19 protein-coding genes and 2 pseudogenes are annotated in these 20,849 nt (G+C 71.9%); 13 read left to right on the forward strand and 8 right to left on the reverse strand.

Annotated features, from left to right (window positions below; genetic code table 11):
* Nucleotides 1-9: 9 nt before the first annotated feature.
* Complete coding sequence (locus tag V8690_RS12325; RefSeq protein WP_338778257.1) at nt 10-1,086, reverse strand: Zn-dependent alcohol dehydrogenase; 1,077 nt, start codon at nt 1,084-1,086, stop codon at nt 10-12.
* Between the two features lie 60 nt (nt 1,087-1,146).
* The gene (locus V8690_RS12330) at nt 1,147-2,004 is read right to left on the reverse strand and encodes a MaoC/PaaZ C-terminal domain-containing protein (protein WP_338778259.1); all 858 of its coding nucleotides are present in this window, start codon (nt 2,002-2,004) and stop codon (nt 1,147-1,149) included.
* A gap of 276 nt (nt 2,005-2,280) precedes the next feature.
* Between V8690_RS12330 and V8690_RS12335 the strand changes: the two genes are divergently transcribed.
* Together V8690_RS12335 and V8690_RS12340 are read left to right on the forward strand one after the other, a co-directional pair.
* Nucleotides 2,281-3,495 carry a hypothetical protein gene (locus V8690_RS12335; RefSeq protein ID WP_338778261.1) on the forward strand — a complete coding sequence of 405 codons (1,215 nt, stop codon included), beginning with the start codon at nt 2,281-2,283 and terminating at the stop codon, nt 3,493-3,495.
* 41 nt (nt 3,496-3,536) lie between these two features.
* Nucleotides 3,537-3,724 (forward strand): annotated as a pseudogene (locus tag V8690_RS12340) (DNA-binding response regulator); the annotation flags it as partial.
* An 11-nt stretch (nt 3,725-3,735) separates the two neighbouring features.
* Here V8690_RS12340 and V8690_RS12345 read toward each other — a convergent pair.
* Nucleotides 3,736-5,153, reverse strand: a pseudogene (locus V8690_RS12345) (MFS transporter).
* Between the two features lie 206 nt (nt 5,154-5,359).
* Between V8690_RS12345 and V8690_RS12350 the strand changes: the two are divergent.
* The 7 genes from V8690_RS12350 (at nt 5,360) to V8690_RS12380 (ending at nt 11,920) form a co-directional block, all read left to right on the forward strand.
* Nucleotides 5,360-7,099, forward strand: coding sequence for an MFS transporter (locus V8690_RS12350; RefSeq protein ID WP_338778263.1), 1,740 nt, complete (start codon nt 5,360-5,362; stop codon nt 7,097-7,099).
* 89 nt (nt 7,100-7,188) lie between these two features.
* Complete coding sequence (locus V8690_RS12355; RefSeq protein ID WP_338778265.1) at nt 7,189-7,839, forward strand: class I SAM-dependent methyltransferase; 651 nt, start codon at nt 7,189-7,191, stop codon at nt 7,837-7,839.
* A gap of 107 nt (nt 7,840-7,946) precedes the next feature.
* Nucleotides 7,947-8,234 (forward strand): hypothetical protein, encoded by a 288-nt coding sequence (locus tag V8690_RS12360; protein ID WP_338778266.1) that lies wholly within the window; start codon nt 7,947-7,949, stop codon nt 8,232-8,234.
* 62 nt (nt 8,235-8,296) lie between these two features.
* Nucleotides 8,297-9,247, forward strand: a complete 951-nt coding sequence (locus V8690_RS12365) for an N-acetylmuramoyl-L-alanine amidase (protein WP_338778268.1) — start codon at nt 8,297-8,299, stop codon at nt 9,245-9,247.
* A 405-nt stretch (nt 9,248-9,652) separates the two neighbouring features.
* Nucleotides 9,653-10,465, forward strand: a complete 813-nt coding sequence (locus V8690_RS12370) for a hypothetical protein (protein ID WP_338778269.1) — start codon at nt 9,653-9,655, stop codon at nt 10,463-10,465.
* Between the two features lie 97 nt (nt 10,466-10,562).
* Entirely contained in the window at nt 10,563-11,573 is a 1,011-nt protein-coding gene (locus V8690_RS12375; protein WP_338778271.1) for an LLM class F420-dependent oxidoreductase, read from the forward strand.
* 53 nt (nt 11,574-11,626) lie between these two features.
* Nucleotides 11,627-11,920: a hypothetical protein gene (locus tag V8690_RS12380; protein WP_010048443.1), complete on the forward strand. Its 294-nt coding sequence runs from the start codon at nt 11,627-11,629 to the stop codon at nt 11,918-11,920.
* Between the two features lie 12 nt (nt 11,921-11,932).
* On the opposite strand, the gene V8690_RS12385 is transcribed toward V8690_RS12380, so the two are convergent.
* Genes V8690_RS12385 through V8690_RS12395 form a run of 3 tightly spaced genes read right to left on the reverse strand, consistent with a single transcriptional unit; the run spans nt 11,933 to nt 15,272 of the window.
* Nucleotides 11,933-13,003: a prenyltransferase gene (locus V8690_RS12385; protein ID WP_338778277.1), complete on the reverse strand. Its 1,071-nt coding sequence runs from the start codon at nt 13,001-13,003 to the stop codon at nt 11,933-11,935.
* Nucleotides 13,000-13,749, reverse strand: coding sequence for a class I SAM-dependent methyltransferase (locus V8690_RS12390; protein WP_338778278.1), 750 nt, complete (start codon nt 13,747-13,749; stop codon nt 13,000-13,002). Before V8690_RS12390 ends, V8690_RS12385 begins: the two co-directional genes overlap by 4 nt.
* On the reverse strand, nt 13,743-15,272 hold the full coding sequence (locus tag V8690_RS12395; RefSeq protein WP_338778279.1) for a glycosyltransferase family 4 protein: 1,530 nt from the start codon (nt 15,270-15,272) through the stop codon (nt 13,743-13,745). The genes V8690_RS12390 and V8690_RS12395 overlap by 7 nt, the downstream gene beginning before the upstream one ends.
* A gap of 211 nt (nt 15,273-15,483) precedes the next feature.
* On the opposite strand from V8690_RS12395, the gene V8690_RS12400 reads away from it, so the two are divergent.
* Nucleotides 15,484-16,152: a TetR family transcriptional regulator gene (locus V8690_RS12400; RefSeq protein WP_338778280.1), complete on the forward strand. Its 669-nt coding sequence runs from the start codon at nt 15,484-15,486 to the stop codon at nt 16,150-16,152.
* A 383-nt stretch (nt 16,153-16,535) separates the two neighbouring features.
* Nucleotides 16,536-16,856: a GYD domain-containing protein gene (locus tag V8690_RS12405; RefSeq protein WP_338778282.1), complete on the forward strand. Its 321-nt coding sequence runs from the start codon at nt 16,536-16,538 to the stop codon at nt 16,854-16,856.
* 602 nt (nt 16,857-17,458) lie between these two features.
* On the opposite strand, the gene V8690_RS12410 is transcribed toward V8690_RS12405, so the two are convergent.
* Complete coding sequence (locus V8690_RS12410; protein ID WP_338778284.1) at nt 17,459-17,692, reverse strand: ferredoxin; 234 nt, start codon at nt 17,690-17,692, stop codon at nt 17,459-17,461.
* 2 nt (nt 17,693-17,694) lie between these two features.
* Nucleotides 17,695-19,146 (reverse strand): aldehyde dehydrogenase, encoded by a 1,452-nt coding sequence (locus V8690_RS12415; protein WP_338778286.1) that lies wholly within the window; start codon nt 19,144-19,146, stop codon nt 17,695-17,697.
* A 113-nt stretch (nt 19,147-19,259) separates the two neighbouring features.
* On the opposite strand from V8690_RS12415, the gene V8690_RS12420 reads away from it, so the two are divergent.
* Both V8690_RS12420 and V8690_RS12425 read left to right on the forward strand, forming a co-directional pair.
* Complete coding sequence (locus tag V8690_RS12420) at nt 19,260-20,288, forward strand: MBL fold metallo-hydrolase (RefSeq protein ID WP_338785324.1); 1,029 nt, start codon at nt 19,260-19,262, stop codon at nt 20,286-20,288.
* A gap of 49 nt (nt 20,289-20,337) precedes the next feature.
* Complete coding sequence (locus V8690_RS12425) at nt 20,338-20,793, forward strand: nuclear transport factor 2 family protein (RefSeq protein WP_338778288.1); 456 nt, start codon at nt 20,338-20,340, stop codon at nt 20,791-20,793.
* Nucleotides 20,794-20,849: the final 56 nt, after the last annotated feature.

Here is a 20,849-nt window from a genome sequence, read left to right on the forward strand (position 1 = left end):
GCGGTGTCCTCACATCTCGATGCAGGTACGCAGGGCGGTCCCGGTCCGCATCTGGTCCAGGGCTTCGTTGATGTCGGCGAAGGGGACCCGGTGGGTGATCAGGCCCGCCAGGTCGACGCGGCCCGCGCGCCACAGGGCGATGGTGCGTTCGTAGGAGCGCAGGATGTCGCCGCCGCCGTACATGGACGGCAGGATCCGCTTCTCGTCGAAGAACAGCTCGAACATGTTCAGCTGGAGGAAGTCGTCCATGGCGCCCGCGCCGACCACGACGAGGGTGCCGCCGCGCCGGGTGGTGTCGTAGGCGGTCCGGGCCGTGGCGGACTTGCCGACGACCTCGAAGACGTAGTCGAAGCCCTCGCCGGCGGTGATCTGCTGCTTGGCGTCGGGCAGTTCGCCGGGCGAGACGGCCTGCGTGGCCCCGAACCGCAGGGCGGCCTCCCGCCGGGAGACGACCGGATCGACGGCGACGATCTCGGCGGCCCCGCGCAGCCGGGCCCCCTGGATCACGGAGATGCCCACGCCCCCGCACCCGATGACCGCGACGGACGAACCGGCCTCCACGTCCGCCGTGTTGAGCGCGGCGCCCAGCCCGGTCGTCACCCCGCAGCCGATGAGGGCGGCGATGTCGAAGGGCACGTCGTCGGGTATCGGGACCGCGCACCCGGCGTCGACGACCACCTCCTCGGTGAACGTACCGGTGCCTGCCATGCCGAAGACGGCTCCGGCGGGCCGCCTGAAGTTGGGGGTGCCCGCGTTCATGAACCCGGCGAGGCACAGCTCGGTCTGACCGCGCTTGCAGGCGGGACAGGCACCGCAGGCGGGCAGCCAGCACACGACGACCCGGTCACCGGCCGTCACGTGGTTGACGTCCTCGCCGACTTCGAGGATCTCGCCCGCCCCCTCGTGCCCGGGCACGAACGGACCGGGCTGCGGCAGCACCCCGCTCATCGCGGACAGGTCCGAGTGGCACAGCCCCGTGGCGCGCACCCGGATCCGCACCTTGCCGGGTCCGAACCCCACCGCCTCGACGTCGTCGAGGACCTCCAGCTTGTCCTGGCCGATCTCGTGCAGTACGGCTGCGCGCATGGTGCGGCTCCCCTCGGAAGGCCCCCTCAGGCCCTCAGGCCGGCGGAAGGCTCGACTGGCTCACGAGTGCTGAACGATGGTGTCGGCGAGCACGGGCGCGTCCTCGCGTTCCACTGCGCTCACGGCGACCCGGACCTCGCCGTCCAGGCGCCACATGCGGATGCGCAGCGTCTCGCCCGGGAAAACGACCCCGGCGAACCGGGTGGCATACGAGCGGACCCGGGTCACGTCCCCGTCGAGCAGCGTGCCGACGACCGCCTTGAGCGTCATGCCGTAGGTGCACAGCCCGTGCAGGATGGGCCGGTCGAACCCGGCGCGCTTGGCGAAGTGGGGGTCGGCGTGCAGCGGGTTCCAGTCCCCGGACAGCCGGTACAGCAGGGCCTGGTCCTCGCGGACGTGCCGCTCGACGACCCGGTCCGGCTCACCGGCGGGCGGATCGAGCCGCGTGGACGGTCCCCGGTCGCCGCCCCAGCCGCCCTCTCCCCGGACGTAGATCTGCGCGTCGTTGGTCCACAACGGCCCGTCGCCGTCGGCCACATCGGTCCGCATGACGAGGACGGCCGCCTTGCCCTTGTCGTACACGGCGGCGATCCGGTTGGTGGCGGTGGCGGTGCCCGTCGCCGGGATGGGCCGGTGGATCACGAGGCTCTGGCCGCCGTGCAGGACGCGGGCGAGGTCGACGTCGACGCCTGGCATGGACAGCCCGCCGGTCACCCCGGGTTTGCCGCCGCCGGCGACGGTGGCGAAGCTCGGCAGGACGTGCAGCCGGGACTCCAGGGTGTAGCGCAGTTCGTCGGGGTCGGTGGCGGGGACGCCCGCGCCGATGCCGAGGTGGTAGAGCTGCACGTCCTTGTGGTCCCAGGAGAGCTCGTCGGTCCGGGGTTCGGCGGCGAGCGCCTTGGCTGCGTCGATGGGCATGGAGCTCCTGATCGCCGTGGGAAGGACCTCGGCACGGCCGTCCGCACCGTCGGCCGCACCGAGGCCGTCTGGGGCTGAACTGGAACGCGTTCCAGTCCTGCGCCCTCTGTATAGCCCAGGCCCCCACACTTGTGAAGTCTCCTGACGCCGTGTCAGATCGCGGCAAGGGGGCGGGGCGGCACACCGTACGCCCCACGCCGCCGTGTACGTTGGCCGATGGTCCGCGCCACACGTACACGTACACGGCGCCGGCAACGGCTGGGGGAAATGGAGCACATGGCACGCGTCGCCGTCATCACCGCGCCGAACATCGGGTACCGCAACACCGGCATGCTGACCGTCGACTTGGCGTTCGAGTCCCTGCGGCGGCGGATGACCCCCGAGATCGACGCCACCTGGTACACCCTGCACACGCCGGAGACCGTGCCCCTGCGCGAGTGCGCGCAGGGCACGGACTTCCCGTTCCGGTTCCACCCCCTGGCCGAGCACCTCGACACGCTCCGCGACCACGACGCGGTGGTCTTCTGGGGCGACTTCCTCCACACCCGCCACTACCTGGAGCAGGACGCGACGAACCGCCTGCTCGACTTCGGTTTCGCCGAGGACCGTGAGGCGGCACGGAGCCTGCTGAACCGCACCCTGCTGTTCGCGGACCAGCCGGACGAGCTCCTGGCGCGGACCCTCAGCTACGGCGGGACGATCCTGCACAACTCGCAGTCCGACTACGAGGACAAGGAGTACGGCCCCCTGTTCTCACGCCTGGTGACGCGCAGCCGCCGCGTCTGGGTGCGTGACCCGCTCTCGGCGGCGAAGATCGCGCACCTGCGCGGGGACCGTACGACCGACTACTTCGGTTCGGACGCGGCGCTGCTGTCCCGCCCGGGCGACCTCGACCACATCCCGACGACGGAATGGTCCCGGGCGGTCCCGGACGGAGGTGCGATCGGCGTGTTCCTCGGTGCCCGTACGCCGATCCCCCAGTGGCTGCCAGCCTTCTGCCAGGACCTGTCCGAGCGCCTTGGCGCCCCGCTCGAATGGCTGCCCTGGTTCGACCGGGACATCCCCGCTCCGGTCGGCCACATCGCGCCGCGCCCGGGGCGGCACACCATCGGCGACCTGGTGGGCGTGCTCCCCCGCTACCGCCTGGTCATCACGGACACCTACCACCTGTCCGTCAACGCCTGGGGCGCCGGCACCCCCGCGCTGTGCGTCGGCGCGCCCGAGCCGACCCCCAAGACCCACGACGACTACCTGACGCTGAGCGATGTGAAGAAGCACGTCTTCCACATGGCCTACGACGCGACGGACTTCTACCTGTCCACCCAGGAAGGGCACGGGCAGAGCACCGACCGGCTCGTCCAGCTCCTGGAGGACGGTGGTGCCGAGGCCGTGGCGTCGCGCATCCGCGCTCACGCCGACTACTCGGCGACGGCGTTCACCGAGACGCTGGCTTCGGTGCTCGACGCGCCCCGCCCCACCCTCGGCCCGTGACCGGCAGTCCCATCGGCGTACTGCTCGCGTAAGACCAGGGAATGCCGCGCGGTGCGCTCGCGCTGCTGCTCGGGATGGAGGACGGCATCGAGGTCGTCTCCCAAGTCGGGGCCGTGACGCGATCCTGGACGCGGCCCTCGCCCACCGCCCCGACGTCGCTCTCCTCGACATCGAACTCCCGGGAAAGAGCGGCCTGGACGCCGCCGCCGACCTGCGCGCCCGGGTGCCGTGTCGGCGGCGCTACCGCTCGCCTGTCCTGCGGGGCAGCCACACCCACATCAGCACCACGCCGGCCCCCAGCACCCCGGCCCCCACCCGGAACGCCAGCGCATACCCCTCCGTCAGCGCCGCCGGCGTCGCGCTCCCGGCCGACCGGGCCGCCGCGAGGGTGGACAGGACTGCCAGGCCCAGGGAACCGCCCATCGTGCGGGAGGTGTTGACGAGGCCGGACACCAGCCCGGCCTCCTCGGGCGCCGCCCCGGACGTGGCCAGGGAGGCCAGCGGGGTCGCCGCCAGACCCGCGCCGAGCATCATCAGGACTCCCGGGACCAGGATCGTCGTCACGTACGCGCCCTCGGGGGTCATCGTGGACTGCCAGGCGAAACCGGTCACGGCGACCAGCGTGCCGAGCGCCGCCACGTTCCGCGGCCCACCCCCCGCATGAGCCGGGGCGCGAGCTTGGAGCCGAGGATGACGGCAAGGGAGCTCGGGACCAGGGCGAGTCCGGCCTCCAGCGGGGTGTAGCCGAGGACGTTCTGCGCGTACAGGGTCATGAAGAACCACATGCAGAACATGGCGGAGCCGCACAGGAACATCGCCACGTTCGCCGACGACACCGAGCGCAGCCGCAGCAGCCCGAGCGGCATCAGCGGACTCCCGCTCCGGGCCTCGACCGCGAGGAACAGCCCGAGCAGCGCGAGTCCGGCGAGCAGCGGCAGCAGGGTGGCCGTCGCCGTCCAGCCCGCCGCCTCCGTCTGGGAGATGCCGTAGGCCAGCGTGCCGAGCCCGCCCGTCACCAGCAGTGCGCCCGGCAGGTCGAGCCGCCGCCCGTCCCCGGCCCGGCCCTCGGTGAGGAACCAGGCGGCCGCGCACAGCACCACAGCCCCCACGGGCACGTTGATCAGCAGCACCCACCGCCACGACAGCGTCTCCACCAGCAGCCCGCCGACGAGGCCGCCCGCCGCGCCACCGCCGGCCCCGACCGCCGTCCAGGTCCCGATGGCCCGGGCCCGGGCGGCACCCTCCGGCACCGAGGCGGTGAGGATCGTCAGCGTCGAGGGCGCCAGCACCGCCGCTCCGAGCCCCTGCGCGGCCCGCGCCACCAGCAGCTGCCAGTCGTCCTGCGCCAGCCCGCCCGCCAGCGAGGCCAGGGTGAACAGGCCGAGCCCGACGAGGAACATCCGCTTGCGGCCGTAGAGGTCCCCGGCCCGCCCGCCGAGCAGCATGAACCCGGCGAAGGCGATGGAGTAGGCGTTCACCACCCACTGCAAGCCCTGCTCGCTCAGCCCGAGCCCGGTCCGCATCGACGGCAGTGCCACGTTGACCACGGACACGTCCAGCACGACGAGGAACTGCCCGGCACACGTGAGGGCGACCACGAGCCAGGTGGGAGGCGCGGTACGGCGAGACGTAGGGGTCGTTTCGGCGGCTTCGAGCATGGGTGTCATGCTCTCAACCACTCCACGCTCCTGGCATCGGGATTTCGACCTAGGCCTCACGTGCGGGCCCCGTGGCCCTCCGTTCCCCAAGAAAAGGTCAAGGTTTCGTTAGAGTGCCAAAGCAACGGAATAGTTGCCTACGCATACGAGGTTCGCACACCACGTATCACGCAACTCCCGATCCCCCGGCCTGGAGGCCCCACTCAATGACGCAGACGACGACAGTCCGTCCCGCCGGCAGAGCGAGCGGGGCCGTGGTCCCGGTACTCGCCTTCGCGGGCATCGTTGTCGCGGTGATGCAGACCCTGCTCGTCCCGGTCATCAAGGATCTGCCGCAACTGCTGGACGCCGCCCCCAGCGACGCCACCTGGGTCCTGACCTCCACCCTCCTCTCGGGCGCGGTGGCCACCCCGATCATGGGCCGCCTCGGCGACCTCTACGGCAAGCGGCGCATGCTGATCACGAGCCTGGCCGTCATGGTCGTCGGCGCCCTGGTCAGCGCGTTCACCAGCGACCTGCTGCTCATGATCGCCGGCCGTACGCTCCAGGGCTTCGCGATGGGCGCCATCCCGCTCGGCATCGGCCTGATGCGCGACATGCTGCCCCGCGAGAAGCTCGGCTCGGCCATGGCCCTGATGAGCTCCTCCATAGGCGTCGGCGGCGGTCTCGCCCTGCCCGCCGCCGCGCTGGTCGCCCAGCACACCGACTGGCACGCCCTGTTCTACGGCGCCGCCGGCCTCGGCGTCCTCGCCATCGCCCTCACCCTGCTCGTCGTGCCCGAGTCGCCGATGCGCGCCGAGGGCTCCTTCGACCTGCCGGGCGCCCTCGGTCTGTCCACCGGGCTCGTGCTCTTCCTGCTGCCGATCACCAAGGGCAGCGACTGGGGCTGGACCTCCGGCACCACGCTCGGCCTGTTCGGCGCCGCCGCGGTCGTCCTGGTCCTGTGGGGCGTGATGGAGCTGCGCGTCAAGGCCCCGCTGGTCGACCTGCGCACCACGGCCCGCCCTGCCGTCCTCTTCACCAACCTCGCCTCGATCATGGTCGGCGTCTCCTTCTACGTCGTCTCCCTGGTCCTGCCCCAGCTGCTCCAGCTGCCCAAGTCCACCGGCTACGGCCTCGGCCAGTCGATGGTCGTCGCGGGTCTGCTCGTCGCGCCGCTCGGCCTGACGATGATGTTCACCGCGCCCGTCTACGCCCGGCTGTCCGCGAAGTACGGCCCCAAGGTCACCCTGATCCTCGGCCTGCTGATCATCGCGATCGGCTACGGCGCCGGCCTCGGCCTGATGAGCGCCCCCTGGCAGAGCCTGATCATCTCGGTCCTGCTGGGCGCGGGCATCGGCCTCGCCTACTCCTCGCTGCCCGCGCTGATCGTGGGCGCGGTCCCGGCCTCGGAGACCGGCGCCGCGAACGGCCTCAACACGCTGATGCGTTCCATCGGCACCTCGGTGTCGAGCGCCGTGATCGGCATGGTGCTGGCGAACACCGCGGACAACGTCGGCGGCGTCGAGATCCCGACCATGCACGGCTTCCGGCTCTCCTTCCTGATCGCGACGGCCGCGGTCGCCGTGGGCCTGGTCCTGGCCCTGTTCCTGCCCGGCCGCCGCCCGTCGGACAAGCCCCGGTTGCGCGCCGGCAGCGAGGAGGACGCCAACCTGGAGCGCGCCGAAGCGGTGCTGCGCGGGTTCCGCGGCCGCGTGCTGGCGGCCGACGGCACGCCGGTCGCCCGCGCCAAGGTCACACTGATCGACCGCCGGGGCCGCCAGGCCGGCGCGACCCTCTCCGCCGAGGACGGCAGCTACGCGCTCACCGTCCCCGACCGGGGCTCCTACGTCGTCGCCGCCCGCGCCACGGGCCACGCCCCGCTCGCCTCGTCCGCGACCCACACGGGCGACGAGCGGCCGGTCGACCTCGACCTGTCGCTTCCGGGCGAGACGGTCTCCGCCTGACCCGCTGCCCACCCGGACCCCCTGTCATCCTGCAACAGGGGGTCCGGCAGCATGGGCGCCCGGACCGCCGCACGACCGAGAGGAACCCCATGCCCACGGCCCCCAAGCCCGAGATCCTGGCCGCGTTCGAGGCGGCGAAGGGGTTCATGCCCGTGGGTGAGGGCCTGGCCCTGTACGCGGCGGCGGTGGAGGCCGGGCGGCTCGGGCTGCCGCTCCTGGAGGTCGGCACGTACTGCGGCCGGTCCACGATCCTGCTCGCCGACGCGGCCCGGGAGGCCGGGGTCGGCGCGCTGACCGTCGACCACCACCGCGGCAGCGAGGAGCAGCAGCCGGGCTGGGAGTACCACGACCCGGAGACGGTCGACCCCGAGCTCGGCCTGATGGACACGCTGCCCACGTTCCGCCGCACCCTGCACCGGGCGGGCCTGGAGGACCACGTGGTGGCCCTGGTCGGCCGCTCCCCGCAGATCGCGGCGATCTGGCAGACCCCGCTCGGCTTCGTCTTCATCGACGGCGGCCACACCGACGAGCACGCCACCGCCGACTACGAGGGCTGGGCCCCGCACGTCGCCGAGGGCGGCCTGCTCGCCATCCACGACGTCTTCCCGGACCCGCAGGACGAGTTCACCGGCCAGGCCCCGTACCGCGTCTACCTCAGAGCCCTAGCCTCCGGCGCGTTCACCGAAATCTCGGCCACGGACTCGCTGCGTGTCCTGCGGCGCACCGGCCCGGGCGTCTAGGAGAACGGCTGGGCGGGTGAACTGCGCGCCCTCCACCCCCTCCCGGTCGGCCCACGGGCGGCGTGGCGAGTCGGCGCGCGACCGCCGCTGCCCAAGGATCCGGGCACGTGGCACACACCTTCGCAGAGCTCGTGGAGAAGCAGCGCGCGGCGGACGAGGCGTACGCCCGCGTGCGGCAACTGCAGGACGCGTACGGTCCGCCCACCCAGACCACCTGGAGCGCCCAGCAGACCACCACCTGGGAGACCGCCTGGCGCGCCTGGCGCGACCTCGCCCGCGACGTCCAGGCAGCGGTGACCGCGTACGCGAAACAGGAGGAGACACCCCGCCAGGAGATCGAGGCACGGGTGAAGGAGGCGGTACGGCACGGGGGCCCCGACGGGAACGAGGAGTAGCCGCCACCCGTCGGGCCGTCCTCGACCCGCTGCCCCTGCGGACGGCCGCTAGGGTGGCACACGTGTCGTACGTAGGCCCGGACTTCGAACCTCCCCAGCCGCGCCGCTCCCGCCGCGGCCCCCTGACCGTCGCGCTCGCCGCGCTGGTGCCCGGGGCGCTGCTCGGCTGGCTCGTGTACGAGACGGTGGGCGGCTCTGGGGGCGGAGACGGCTCGGGGCAGGCGACCGTGCGGTCCTCCCCGCCCTCCGCGTCGGGCGCGCCCACCGACGACGGCAAGAAGCCGAGTGCCTCACCGACGCCGACGGCGTCCTCGACCCCCGCGCCCGCCCCGGCCTCCGGCCCGCTCAGGGGGAAGGTCGTCGTCATCGACCCCGGGCACAACCCGGAGAACTTCCAGCACCCGTCCGAGATCAACCGCAAGGTGAACATCGGGACGAACTGGAAGGAGTGCGACACCACGGGCACGTCCACCAACGACGGTTACACCGAGGCGAAGTTCACCCTGGACGTGGCGCACCGGATGCGCACGCTCCTCGAAGAGCAGGGCGCCACGGTCAAGCTGACGCAGGACGGCGACCGGCCGTACGGCCCGTGCGTGGACGAGCGGGCCCGCATCGGCAACGAGGCGAAGGCCGACGCCGTGGTCTCGATCCACGCGGACGGCTCGGGCGCCGGCAACCGCGGCTTCCACGTCATCCTGCCCGGCGCGGTCCACGCGGGCGCCGCCGACACCCGCGCCATCGTCGCCCCCTCCCGCGATCTCGGCGAGCGCGTCGCGGGCCGCTTCGTCGCCGTCACCGGCAGCGCGCCCTCCAACTACATCGGTGACGGCACCGGTCTCGTCACGCGTAAGGACCTGGGCGGTCTCAATCTGTCAACGGTTCCCAAGGTGTTCATCGAGTGCGGCAACATGCGCGATGGCAAGGACGCGGCGCTGCTGACCAGTGGCGCGTGGCGACAGAAGGCGGCGCAAGGGATCTCTGAGGGCATTGCAAGCTTCCTGCGGAAATAGACGACGGCAGACAGGACAGAGGGCGCCAACGCCCCGGCCGGAACATCGGCCGAGGCGGGCGGGCAGATGGCGCAAGCCTGCCGCATCCGCGGCGGAAGGAAACGGGAGACCGTCGTCAGGATGCCGAAGCACAACTCGCGCTCCGGTGACACCGTCACGGACCCTTCAGGCGGAAACGCCTGGGATGCCGAGAGTCGCTGAGACATCGAGTAACGGAATCGTGAGTTTCCTGCGTGGTAGCGATCCGCACGCGGATCCGGGCGGACACCCTGGTCGAGCGGACGATAGGGTCCGTTCGTACGATGAGGGGCTGCCCCCGCGCTTCACACCGGGACCCAAGGGCGACATGGTGACAGCGACGCCTCCTACTGATGATGAGACGACTGAACTGAAGGACCGACTGAAGTGAATATCCGCTCCCTCACTCGAGGCGACGGCGTGGTGATCGGAGCAGCGGTGTTGCTGTTCATCGCGTCGTTCCTCGACTTCTACTCGTCCGACGGCGCTCCGGCAGGCCTGGACATGCCGAGCCTGTGGGCCAGCGGTCCGGTGCTGATGAGTGTGGTCCTGGCGGGAGTCATCGGCGCCGCGCTCGTCGCCGTCGGCCGCGGTCTGACACAGGCGCCGAAGGTCGCCGGTCTGGAGCTCGGCCAGGTCGGTGTCGCGCTCACGGTCTTCGCCGCGTGGAGCGCACTCGGCAACATCTTCGATCCGGCGAGCGCCAACAACAACTTCGGCGGTTCCTCCGACGGTCCCAGTGCCGGCATCGGCCTGATCCTGGCTCTCGTCGCCACGCTGCTCATGGCCGCCGCCGCCATCGCCGCCCCTCTCGTCCCGGCCCTCAGGGGTTCCCTCATTCCCGCCCCCCGCCCGGCCGCCCCGCAGCCCTACGGCGCCCAGCCCCCCGGTGGTTACGGCTACCCGGGCGCGCAGCAGCCCCCGTTCGGCGGTCAGCCGCAGCCGGGGCAGCCGTACGGCGGCCAGCCCCAGCAGGCGCAGGCGCCGCAGCCCCCGGCCGGGGGCTTCTCGCCGTTCTGGTTCGCGGTGCCGGTGCCGCGGCCGCTGTTCGCCGAGGACGGTTCGCCGACGCCGATCGCCGAACTCGCGCCGGGGACCTGGTACCTGGCGGTCGAGCAGCGCGGCGCGGCCCTGGTCGCCCAGACGCAGGACGGCCGCCGCGGTGTCCTCCAGGACACGTCGGGCATCCAGCGCGGCTGAGCCCCTGAACGGCGTACGGCCCCTCGCCCTTCCGGGTGGGGGGCCGTTGCCGTACAGTCGTCGCCCCCATCAGCTGACATACCGTCAGGAGGCAGGCGTGCGGCTCGGTCTCGCCCTCGGCTACTGGGGCCGCGGCCCCTCCCCGGCCCACGTGCCCCTCGCGCAGGAGGCGGAGCGCCTCGGCTACGACTCCGTCTGGACGGCGGAGTCCTGGGGCTCGGACGCCTTCACCCCGCTCGCCTGGATCGCGGCGCGCACCTCCCGCATCCGACTGGGCACGGCCGTCGCGCAGATGGCGGCCCGCCCGCCGACCACGACCGCCATGCACGCGCTGACCCTCGACCACCTCTCCGGCGGCCGCGTGATGCTGGGCCTCGGGCTGTCCGGCCCGCAGGTCGTCGAGGGCTGGTACGGCCGCCCGTTCCCGAAGTCGCCGTTGACCGCCACGCGCGAGTACGTCGACGTCGTACGACAGGTGTTGCGGCGTGAGGCGCCGGTGGAGCTGGCCGGCCGCTTCCACTCCCACCCCTACCGCGGCCCGGACGCCACCGGCCTGGGCAAGCGGCTCAAGCCCATCACCCACCCCTTGCGTCCCGACCTGCCGGTCCTGCTCGGCGCCGAGGGGCCGAAGAACGTCGCGCAGACGACCCGGATCGCGGACGGCTGGCTGCCGCTGTACTGGTCGCCGACCCGGCCGGAGGTCTACGGCCCGGCCGTGCGTGAACTCCCCGAGAACTTCCTCGTCGCACCCCTGACCCAGGCCCGGCTCTGCGACGACGTCACCGAGGGCCTGTTGCCCGTCAAAGCCATGCTCGGCTTCTACATCGGCGGCATGGGTCACGCGGCCCGCAACTTCCACGCCGACCTCATGGCCCGCATGGGCTACGAGGAGGAGGCCCGCCGTATCCAGGAGTTGTTCCTGTCCGACCGCCGGGAGGAGGCCGTCCTCGCCGTCCCCGACGCCTTCGCTGACGAGATCTCCCTGGTCGGACCGCGCGAACGCATTGCGGAGCGACTGGAGTTGTGGCGCAAGGGCCCGGTGACGGACCTGCTGGTCCTGGCGCCGGACCGGGAGACACTGCGCCTGCTCGCGGAGTTGAACTCCTGAGCGAATTTCGCACGGACGCGTTTCATCCAGACTTCAAGGGCAACCCGGAGGGCATGTCCCCTCGATATCGCAACGGTGCGAATCAGGCCGGCACGGTCATCGCCGTCGTCGCCGACATCATGGCTCTCATCCTGGGCCTGTGGATTCTGATGTACCTGCTGGACGCGAACCGGGCGAACGACTTCGTCCAGTTCATCCACGACGCGGCCCGCTGGCTGGCGGGTTGGTCCCACGACCTCTTCACGTTCGACGAGGCCTGGGCCCGAGTGGTCGCCGGCTACGGCCTGGCAGCTGTGGTCTACCTGTTCGTGGGCCATGCGATCGCCAACAGGGTCCACCGTCACTGACGCCCCGAGCTCTCAGCCGCAGCACTCCGAGTCCAGCCCCACAGGCAGGCCCCCGCCGCCGAAGACCCGGCACGTGGCCTCGTGGCCGCCCAACGCGGCGACGGCCAGCAACAGCGACCCGGCCGTCCAGGTGGTCAACTCCCGGGGCCAGATCGCCTTGTCCTCGAAGACATACCCCGTCCAGTACAGCCCGCTCTCCGGATCGCGCAGGTGCTGGATCGACTGGAGTATCTCCAGTGCGCGGTCCGACTCCCCCATCGCCCAGAGCGCCAGCGCCAGTTCGGCGGACTCGCCCCCCGTCACCCACGGGTTGGGGACCACGCAGCGCACTCCCAGCCCCGGGACGACGAACCGGTCCCAGTCCTCCTCTATACGCGCCTTGGCCTCCGCACCGGTCAAAGCACCGCCGAGCACGGGGTAGTACCAGTCCATCGAGTAACGGTTCTTGTCGAGGAACCGCTCCGGATGCCGGCGTATCGCGTGCCGCAGCGCGCCCGCCGCCAACTCCCAGTCCGGCTGCGCCTCTTCCCGCTGCTCGGCGATCGCCAGGGCGCACCGCAGGGCGTGGTGGACGGAGGAGCTGCCGGTCAGCAGGGCGTCCGCCGTGTCCGTGCCGTCGTCGTCGCGCCGCCAGCCGATCTGACCGCCCGGCTGCTGCAAGCGCAGCACGAACTCCACCGCCGCGAACACCGCCGGCCACATCCGCTCCAGGAACGTGTCGTCGCCGGTGGAGAGGTAGTGGTGCCAGACGCCGACGGCTATGTAGGCGACGAAGTTGGTCTCCCGGCCCCGGTCGGTGACCTCGGCGAAGTCCCCGTCCGCATAGGCCGCGTACCAGGAGCCGTCCTCGTTCTGGTGCCGGGACAGCCACAGGTAGGCCCGTTCGGCGGCCTCGTGTTCACCGGCCGCGTCCAGGGCCATCGCGGCCTCGACGTGGTCCCACGGGTCGAGGTGGTGCCCCCGGAACCACGGGATCGCGCCGTCCTCGCGCTGTTCGCCGAGGATGCCGGCGACGGTTTCGGCGGCCTGCCCGGCGGTGAGGACCCCGGGCAGGACCAGGTGCTCCGTCCGGGGAGTCGTCACAGGGCGTCCACCCCGGTGCCGGAAAGACGCGGCAGGTGCGGCTTGGTCGCGTACGCCACGAAACTCTTGCCGATCAGCGGGTTCAGCGCCTGCTCCGCGACCCGGGTGGCCAGCGGCTTCTTCATGATGTCCCAGACCAGCAGCTTGTGGTACGCCCGCACCGGCAGCGCCTTGTCGTTGTCGACGCCGAACGCGCACTTCAGCCACCAGTAGGGGGAGTGCAGGGCGTGGGCGTGGTGGGTGCCGTACGGCTCCAGGCCGGCCTCGCGGATCTTCGCGAGCAGTTCGTCCGCCTTGTAGATGCGGATGTGGCCGCCCTCGACCTCGTGGTAGGCGTCGGACAGGGTCCAGCAGACCTTCTCGGGGCCGTAGCGCGGGACGGTGACGGCGATGCGCCCGCCGGGCTTGAGCACGCGCACCATCTCCGCGAGGACGCCCTTGTCGTCCGGGATGTGTTCCATCACCTCGGAGATGATCACGACGTCGAAGGACTCGTCGGGGAAGGGCAGTGCGAGGGCGTCGCCCTCCATGGCCGTGGCGGTGGCGCCCTCGGGGGCCTCGCCCGCCTCCTTCATCGCCGCGAACCACTTCGCGACCTCGCGGATCTCCTCGGCGTTCTGGTCCAGCGCCACGACCTGCGCGCCGCGCCGGTAGCACTCGAACGCGTGCCGGCCGGCACCGCAGCCGAGATCCAGGACTCGGTCGCCCGGGGCGAGCGGGAACCGGGAGAAGTCGACGGTCAGCACGTGGCCCTGCTTTCGGAGTTGACGCCTTCTACATCTGCGGGCGCTGCGGAGACAGCACCTGCGGGAGCCGCGGAACGCCCGGGGACCCGGGGCGCGGGATGCTCAACGCCCGCTGCGGGACGGCCGGAGGCCGGGGAGTCGGCGGAAGCCGGGGGCGTCGAGCGGTCGCCGCCCGCCGCGGAACCGTCGTCGGGCGCTGCCGAGCGGCCCGTTTCGCCGTCCTGGGATCTGGCGATCGCCTCGCGGTACCGCGCCACCGTGCCCTCCGCAGCCCTGGCCCAGGTGAAGTGCCGCAGTACCCGTTCCCGCCCGGCCGCGCCGAGTCGTGCCCGGAGTTCGGGGTCGCCCAGCAGCCGGCCCAGCCCGGCCGCCAGTGCCTCCGAGTCGCCCGGCGGCACCGCCAAACAGGTCTCCCCGTCCCGGCCGGCGACCTCGGGGATCGCCCCGCCGGTCGTGGCGAGCAGGGGCGTCCCGGTCGCCATGGCCTCGGCGGCCGGCAGCGAGAAGCCCTCGTAGAGCGACGGCACGCACGCGACCTGCGCCGAGCGCACCAGGTCGACGAGTTCCGCGTCGGAGATGCCCTTGACGAACTGGACGGCGCCGTCGAGGCCGTACCGTTCCATCGCCCGGGCGACGGGCCCCTCGGCCGGACGCTTGCCGACGACGACGAGGTGGGCGCCGGGGTGCTCGGTGCGCACCTTGGCGAGCGCCTCGACGAGGTACACCAGGCCCTTCAGCGGCACGTCCGCACTGGACGTCGTCACGATCCGGCCCGGCACGACGGGTACCGAGGGGTCCGGCGAGAACAGGTCGGTGTCGGCGCCGATGTGGACCACGTGGACGCGGTCCTCGCGTACGCCGAGGTGGTCGATGATCTCCTGCTGCGAGGTGCCGGAGACGGTGAGTACGGACGGCAGCCGCCGCGCGACGCGCTTCTGCATGCGCGTGAAGCCGTACCAGCGCCGCACGGAGAAGCGCCGCTGCCAGCCCTGCGCCGCGTCCAGCTCCAGCTGCCGGTCGACGGTGATGGGGTGGTGGATCGTGGTCACCAGGGGCGCGCCCACGTCTCCCAGCAACCCGTACCCGAGCGTCTGGTTGTCGTGGACGACGTCGAACTCGCCCCTGCGGGCACGCAGATGGCGGCGGGCGCGCAGCGAGAACGTCAGCGGTTCGGGGAAGCCGCCGGTCCACATGGTCGCGACTTCGAGCGCGTCGATCCAGTCCCGGTACTCGTCACGCTTCGGCGTGCGGAAAGGATCCGGCTGGCGGTAGAGGTCGAGGCTGGGCAGCTCGGTGAGGCTCAGCCCGTCGTAGCCCTCGTCGAGCACGGGATACGGCTGTGCGCCGATGACCTCGACCCGGTGGCCGAGGCGGGCCAGTTCGCGCGAGAGGTGCCGGACGTAGACGCCCTGCCCGCCGCAGAACGGGTTCCCTTTATAGGTGAGGAGCGCGATGTGGAGCGGTCGCAAGCCGTCGGCGGCGGGGTCCTCCGGAGCCCCGGCCTCCCTGGCCTCAGCGGTCACTCTCGGCCCCCTTCTCCCTGCTCTGTCCCGCGAGATTACGCCGGGACGCTAATCTAGAACAAGTTTCAGACTTGATCGTTCGGAGGCTCTGAATCTACCGGCAGGTAGGGGCGCTGTGACCAGTGGATCAGGTGATTCCCGCCACGGCCGACACCGTGCCATGCTGTCTGATCACTCGTCCTCACGGACGGTCACGCAACGGGACCGGCCCATGCCCGCGGAAGCCCAGGTGAGCGCCAAGGTGAACAAGGTGGCCAAGGTGGACGCCAGAGTCGCAGCCCCCGCCTCTCCGCCCCTGACGGAGCGGCAGGAGGCCCGCCGTCGCCGCATCCTGCACGCGAGCGCGCAACTGGCCAGCCGGGGCGGCTTCGACGCCGTGCAGATGCGCGAGGTCGCGGAGTCCTCGCAGGTGGCGCTCGGCACCCTGTACCGCTACTTCCCCTCCAAGATCCATCTGCTGGTCGCCACCATGCAGGACCAGCTGGAGCACATGCACGGCACGCTGCGGAAGAAGCCCCCGCAGGGCGAGACGGCGGCCGAGCGGGTCGCGGAGACGCTGATGCGGGCCTTCCGCGCCCTCCAGCGCGAGCCGCACCTGGCCGACGCGATGGTCCGCGCCCTCACCTTCGCCGACCGCAGCGTGAGCCCGGAGGTCGACCAGGTCTCACGGCAGACGACGGCGATCATCCTGGACGCGATGGGGCTGGACCACCCCACTCCGGAGCAGCTGTCGGCGGTCCGGGTCATCGAGCACACCTGGCACTCGGCCCTCATCACCTGGCTGTCGGGCCGTGCCTCCATCGCCCAGGTCAAGATCGACATCGAGACGGTGTGCCGCTTGGTCGACCTGACCGCCCCGGCCGCGCCCCCGGCCCCCTGACACACGAAGAACCTACGAGACGGGTTCCCTTCGCCGGCATGGTCCGGATCAGGTTATGGGGGTCGCCTTCCAGCCGCCGGACCTCTCGGCCCTTCGGCCTTCCGGCCTCTCAGCCCTACCGTCGCAGTCGGCACCGGCGGAAGCCGAAGCCTCCGGCCAGAGTCGGCTACTCCGGTCGGACTCCCTCACTCGTCCCGTAGGCCACTTCCTAGATTAGAACTTCCGTCCGCAGAGAAAAGCCCCCGTACGGGATTTTTTACCTAAATATCCTGAGAGACCCATATGGCCCTGCTTGAGGTCCCGGTCGCCGCGACGAAACCCCGATCCGGAAGGAACATGAGGGAGTCAAAGCGACTTTTCGGACAGATGTGAAAGGGCAACCCATGGCGAAGTACCTCTTCAAGGTGAAGCTGACCTCGGACGGTCTGAAGGGCCTGCTCAAGGAAGGCGGGAGCGCGCGGCGTGACGTCGTCGACCGCATGGTCGACGGCCTCGGGGGCCGGGTCGAGACGATGTACTGGGCCTTCGGCGAGGACGACGTCTACGTCACGGCGGAGCTGCCGGGCAACACCTCCGCCGCGGCCTTGGGCATGGTCGTCTCGGCGGCGGGCGGGGTCCGCACGAGCACGGTCGTCCTGCTCTCGGCGGAGGAGATCGACGAGGCCGTCCGGCAACAGGTGGACTACCGGGCACCCGGCACCTGACGGGCCCCGAACCGCCCGCGCACCCGCGCCTGACGGACTCCCGGACCGGCCGCGCACCCGCGCCTGACGGACTCCCGGACCGGCCGCCCCACCGGCACCTGATGGCCCCCGGAACGGCGGGATCGCCCGCCTCACCGGCCACCTGGCCAGCCCCGGAACGGCTGCCTCACCGGCACCTGCCCGGGGCGGCGGCGACCCACGAACCAGCCGCCCCACCGGCGCCCCACCGGACACCCCGGACCGGCCGCCCACGGCGCCTGAGGGGCGCCGAAGGGGCAGCGCCACCCGCGCCTGACAGCCCCTGGCACGACGGCGAACCCCGAACCACCGGTCGCACCGGCACCTGACGCACCCCGGGGCAGCAGCGACCCGCGAACCGCCCGCCCCACCGGCGCCCAACGGGACACCCCGAACCGGCAGCGCTACCTGCGCCTGACAGCCCCCGAGGCCGCGGCGACCCACGAAGCAGCCGCCCGCCGCCGCCTGACGGGCCCCGAACCAACCGCCCCACCACCGCCCGACGGATCGCGAACCAACCGCCCGGCAGACGCCGATCCAGCCGCCCCGCCACCGCCCGGCGGCCCCCGAGGCGGCGCCGCCCCCTACTCCTCCGGTGGGAACACCGGCTCGCCGCTGTCCGCCAGCGTGATCGTGATCGCCTCCACCGGGCAGCTCTCCGCCGCCTCCAGCAGCCGCTCGTTCGCGTCCGTATCCGGGGCGAGCGGATGGGACTGCCGGGCGGAGTCCAGGCGGAAGCCGTCCGGGGCGTGGTGGAGGCACTGGGCGGAGCCGATGCACAGGGAGCGGTCGACCTCGACGTGCCAGCGGTCGCCCATCGCTACGCGTCCGCCGGGAGGTGGATCATCTTGTGCTCCAGGTACTCGCCGTACCCCTCGGGCCCGAACTCCCGCCCCAGGCCCGAGTTCTTGTAGCCGCCGAAGGGGCCGAGCATGTCCAGGCTGAAGGTGTTGACCGAGTACGTGCCCGTGCGGACCTGCCGGGCGATGTCGATGCCGTGCTCGACGTCCGCCGTCCACACGCTGCCGCTCAGCCCGTAGTCGGAGTCGTTGGCGATCTTCACGGCGTCGGACTCGTCGTCGTAGGGGAGCAGGCAGATCACCGGGCCGAAGATCTCCTCGCGGGCGATGCGCATGGAGTTGTCGACGTCGCCGAAGAGGGTCGGCTCGACGTACCAGCCGCGGTCGAGGCCGGCCGGGCGTCCGCCGCCGGTGAGAATCTTCGCGCCCTCCTCCTGTCCGATGCGGATGTAGTCGAGGTTGCGCCGCTGCTGCCGCCGCGCCACCAGCGGGCCCACCTGGGTGGCGGGGTCCAGGGGGTCGCCGACCGTCAGTGCGCCGGCCGCGGCGGCCAGGGCGTCGGCGAACTCGTCGTAGCGGGAGCGCGGGAGGAGGATGCGGGTCTGGGCGACGCAGGCCTGCCCGTTGTTCATCCAGGCCGCGGGGGCGATGCCCGCCACGGCCGTCTCGACGTCCGCGTCGGGCAGGACGACGGCCGCCGACTTGCCGCCCAGTTCGAGCGTCACGCGCGTGAGGTTGCGGGCCGCCACCTCCATCACGCGCTTGCCTGCCGCGACCGAACCGGTGAAGGACACCTTGTCGATGCCGGGGTGCCCGACCAGGTACTCGCTCACCTCCCGGTCCGCGGGCAGGATCGACAGCACGCCCTCCGGCAGCCCGGCCTCCCTCGCGATCTCGCCGAGCAGGTAGGCGTCCAGCGGCGACTCGGGCGAGGGCTTGAGCACGGCCGTGCAGCCGGTGAGCAGCGCGGGGGCGAGTTTGGCGGCGGCGACGAACTGCGGGACGTTCCAGGGGACGACGGCGGCGACCACCCCGACGGGCTCGCGCCGGACGAGGATGCGGCCGAGCACGCCGTCGCGCCGCTCCTCGTACGCGAAGTTCCGCGCGACGGTGAGCGCCGAGTCCCAGACCATGACGGCGCCGAGGGCCTGGGCGAGGACGCTCCAGGAGTACGGCGAGCCGTTCTGGGCGGAGATCACGCGGGCGATCTCGTCGTGCCGGGCGGCGATCCCGTCCTTGATCCTGCTCACGACCTCGATCCGCTCGTCGAGGCTCATACGCGGCCAGGGTCCCTCGTCGAAGGCCCGCCGGGCCACCCCCACGGCCCGGTCCACATCCGCCGTCGAGGCGTGCGGGACGCGCCCGATGACCTCTTCCGTGTGCGGCGAGATCACCTCGATGACGTCCGTACCCAGGGGGTCGGTCAACTCCCCGCCGACGAACAGCTGTCCGTGTTCCACGAGCTCGGTCATGGCCGACTGCCTTCACATCTGACGGTGTTTCAGAAACTGATACCAGTTCTCGTTATAGTGGGCAATGGCCGTGGAACGGAGGGCAGATGAAGAGCAGCCAGGACCGCGAGCCCATACCGGGGGTGCACGACCACGGCGGAGGCGTCCGGTCCCTGCGGGTCCCCATCCCTGACAACCCCCTCGGCCACACGCTGGTGTACGTCGTCGACACCGACCGGGGCCCGGTGCTGATCGACACCGGCTGGGACGACCCGGCGTCCTGGGACACCCTCACGGCCGGCCTCACGGCCTGCGGCACATCGGTCGACGGGATCCACGGCGTGGTCGTCACCCACCACCACCCGGACCACCACGGCCTGTCCGGCCGGGTCCGTGAGGCGTCGGGCGCGTGGATCGCGATGCACGCGGCGGACACCGCAGTCGTACGACTAACCGGGCAGGCCCGTCCCGAGCACTGGTTCTCGTACATGGCGGACAAACTCGCCGCCGCCGGAGCACCCGAGGAGCACATCGCCCCGTTGCGCGCGGCCCGGCCCCGCGCCCTGCCCGGCCTCTCCCCCGCCCTGCCCGACCGCGACATCCTCCCCGGCGAACTCCTCGACCTCCCCGGCCGCCGCCTGCGCGCGATCTGGACCCCGGGACACACCCCGGGCCACGTCTGCCTCCACCTGGAGGAATCCCACCCCGCGCAACTCCCCGGCCACGGCCGCCTGTTCTCCGGCGACCACCTGCTGCCCGAGATCACCCCGCACATCGGCCTCTACGAGGACCCCGACGACACCACCGTCACCGACCCCCTGGGCGACTACCTCGACTCCCTCGAACGCGTGGGCCGCCTCTCTCCCGCCGAGGTGCTCCCGGCCCACCAGCACCCGTTCCCCGACGCCGCCGCCCGCGTGCGCGAGTTGCTCACCCACCACGAGACCCGCCTCACGGACCTGCTGGCCCTCCTCGCCGAGCCGCTCACCCCCTGGCAGCTCGCCGAACGCATGGAGTGGAACCGCCCCTGGGCCGACATCCCCCACGGCTCCCGCACCATCGCGGTCTCGGAAGCCGAGGCCCATCTGCGCCGCCTGGTCAAGCTCGGCCGGGCGGAGGCGGTACCGGGGAGCGAGCCGGTGGCGTACGTGGCGGTGCAATGAGGTGGCAAACCCGGCGGAGGACAGGCCGCCGGGGTGCTACGAATCCGCCATGGACCCCATGGAACGGCTCCTCGGCGAACGCGCCTGCGAGCGCCTGATCATCGACTTCGCCCACCGGCTCGACCTCGGCGAACCCTCCTCCGTCGCCGAGCTGTTCACCGAGGACGGCGTCTGGCAGTGGCCGGAGGACGGACGGCTGGTCAAGGGCCGAGACGCCCTGCGCACGTACTTCGGCTCCCGCCCCGCCGACCGGCTGTCCCGCCGCATGATGTCCAACGTCCTGGTCACGGTGGCGTCCCCGGACACGGCCGAGGCGATCTCGTACTTCACGACGTACCGCGTCGACGGCTACGAGGGCGGCGTCGTCCCCGCCGGGCCGCCGGTCCAGGTCGGGCACTACGAGGACGCCTTCCGCAGGGTCGACGGCACCTGGCTGCTCGCCTCCCGGACGCTGCGTCTTCCCTTCGGCGGAGCCACTCCGCGGGCGAACTCGCCTTTGGCATAAGCAGGATGGGGCCAGGGCGGGGCCCCTAGGATGAAGGTGCCGCGGCGCTCGCAGGC

The organism is Streptomyces sp. DG1A-41, from assembly GCF_037055355.1.
In the GTDB taxonomy this organism is placed as follows: domain Bacteria; phylum Actinomycetota; class Actinomycetes; order Streptomycetales; family Streptomycetaceae; genus Streptomyces.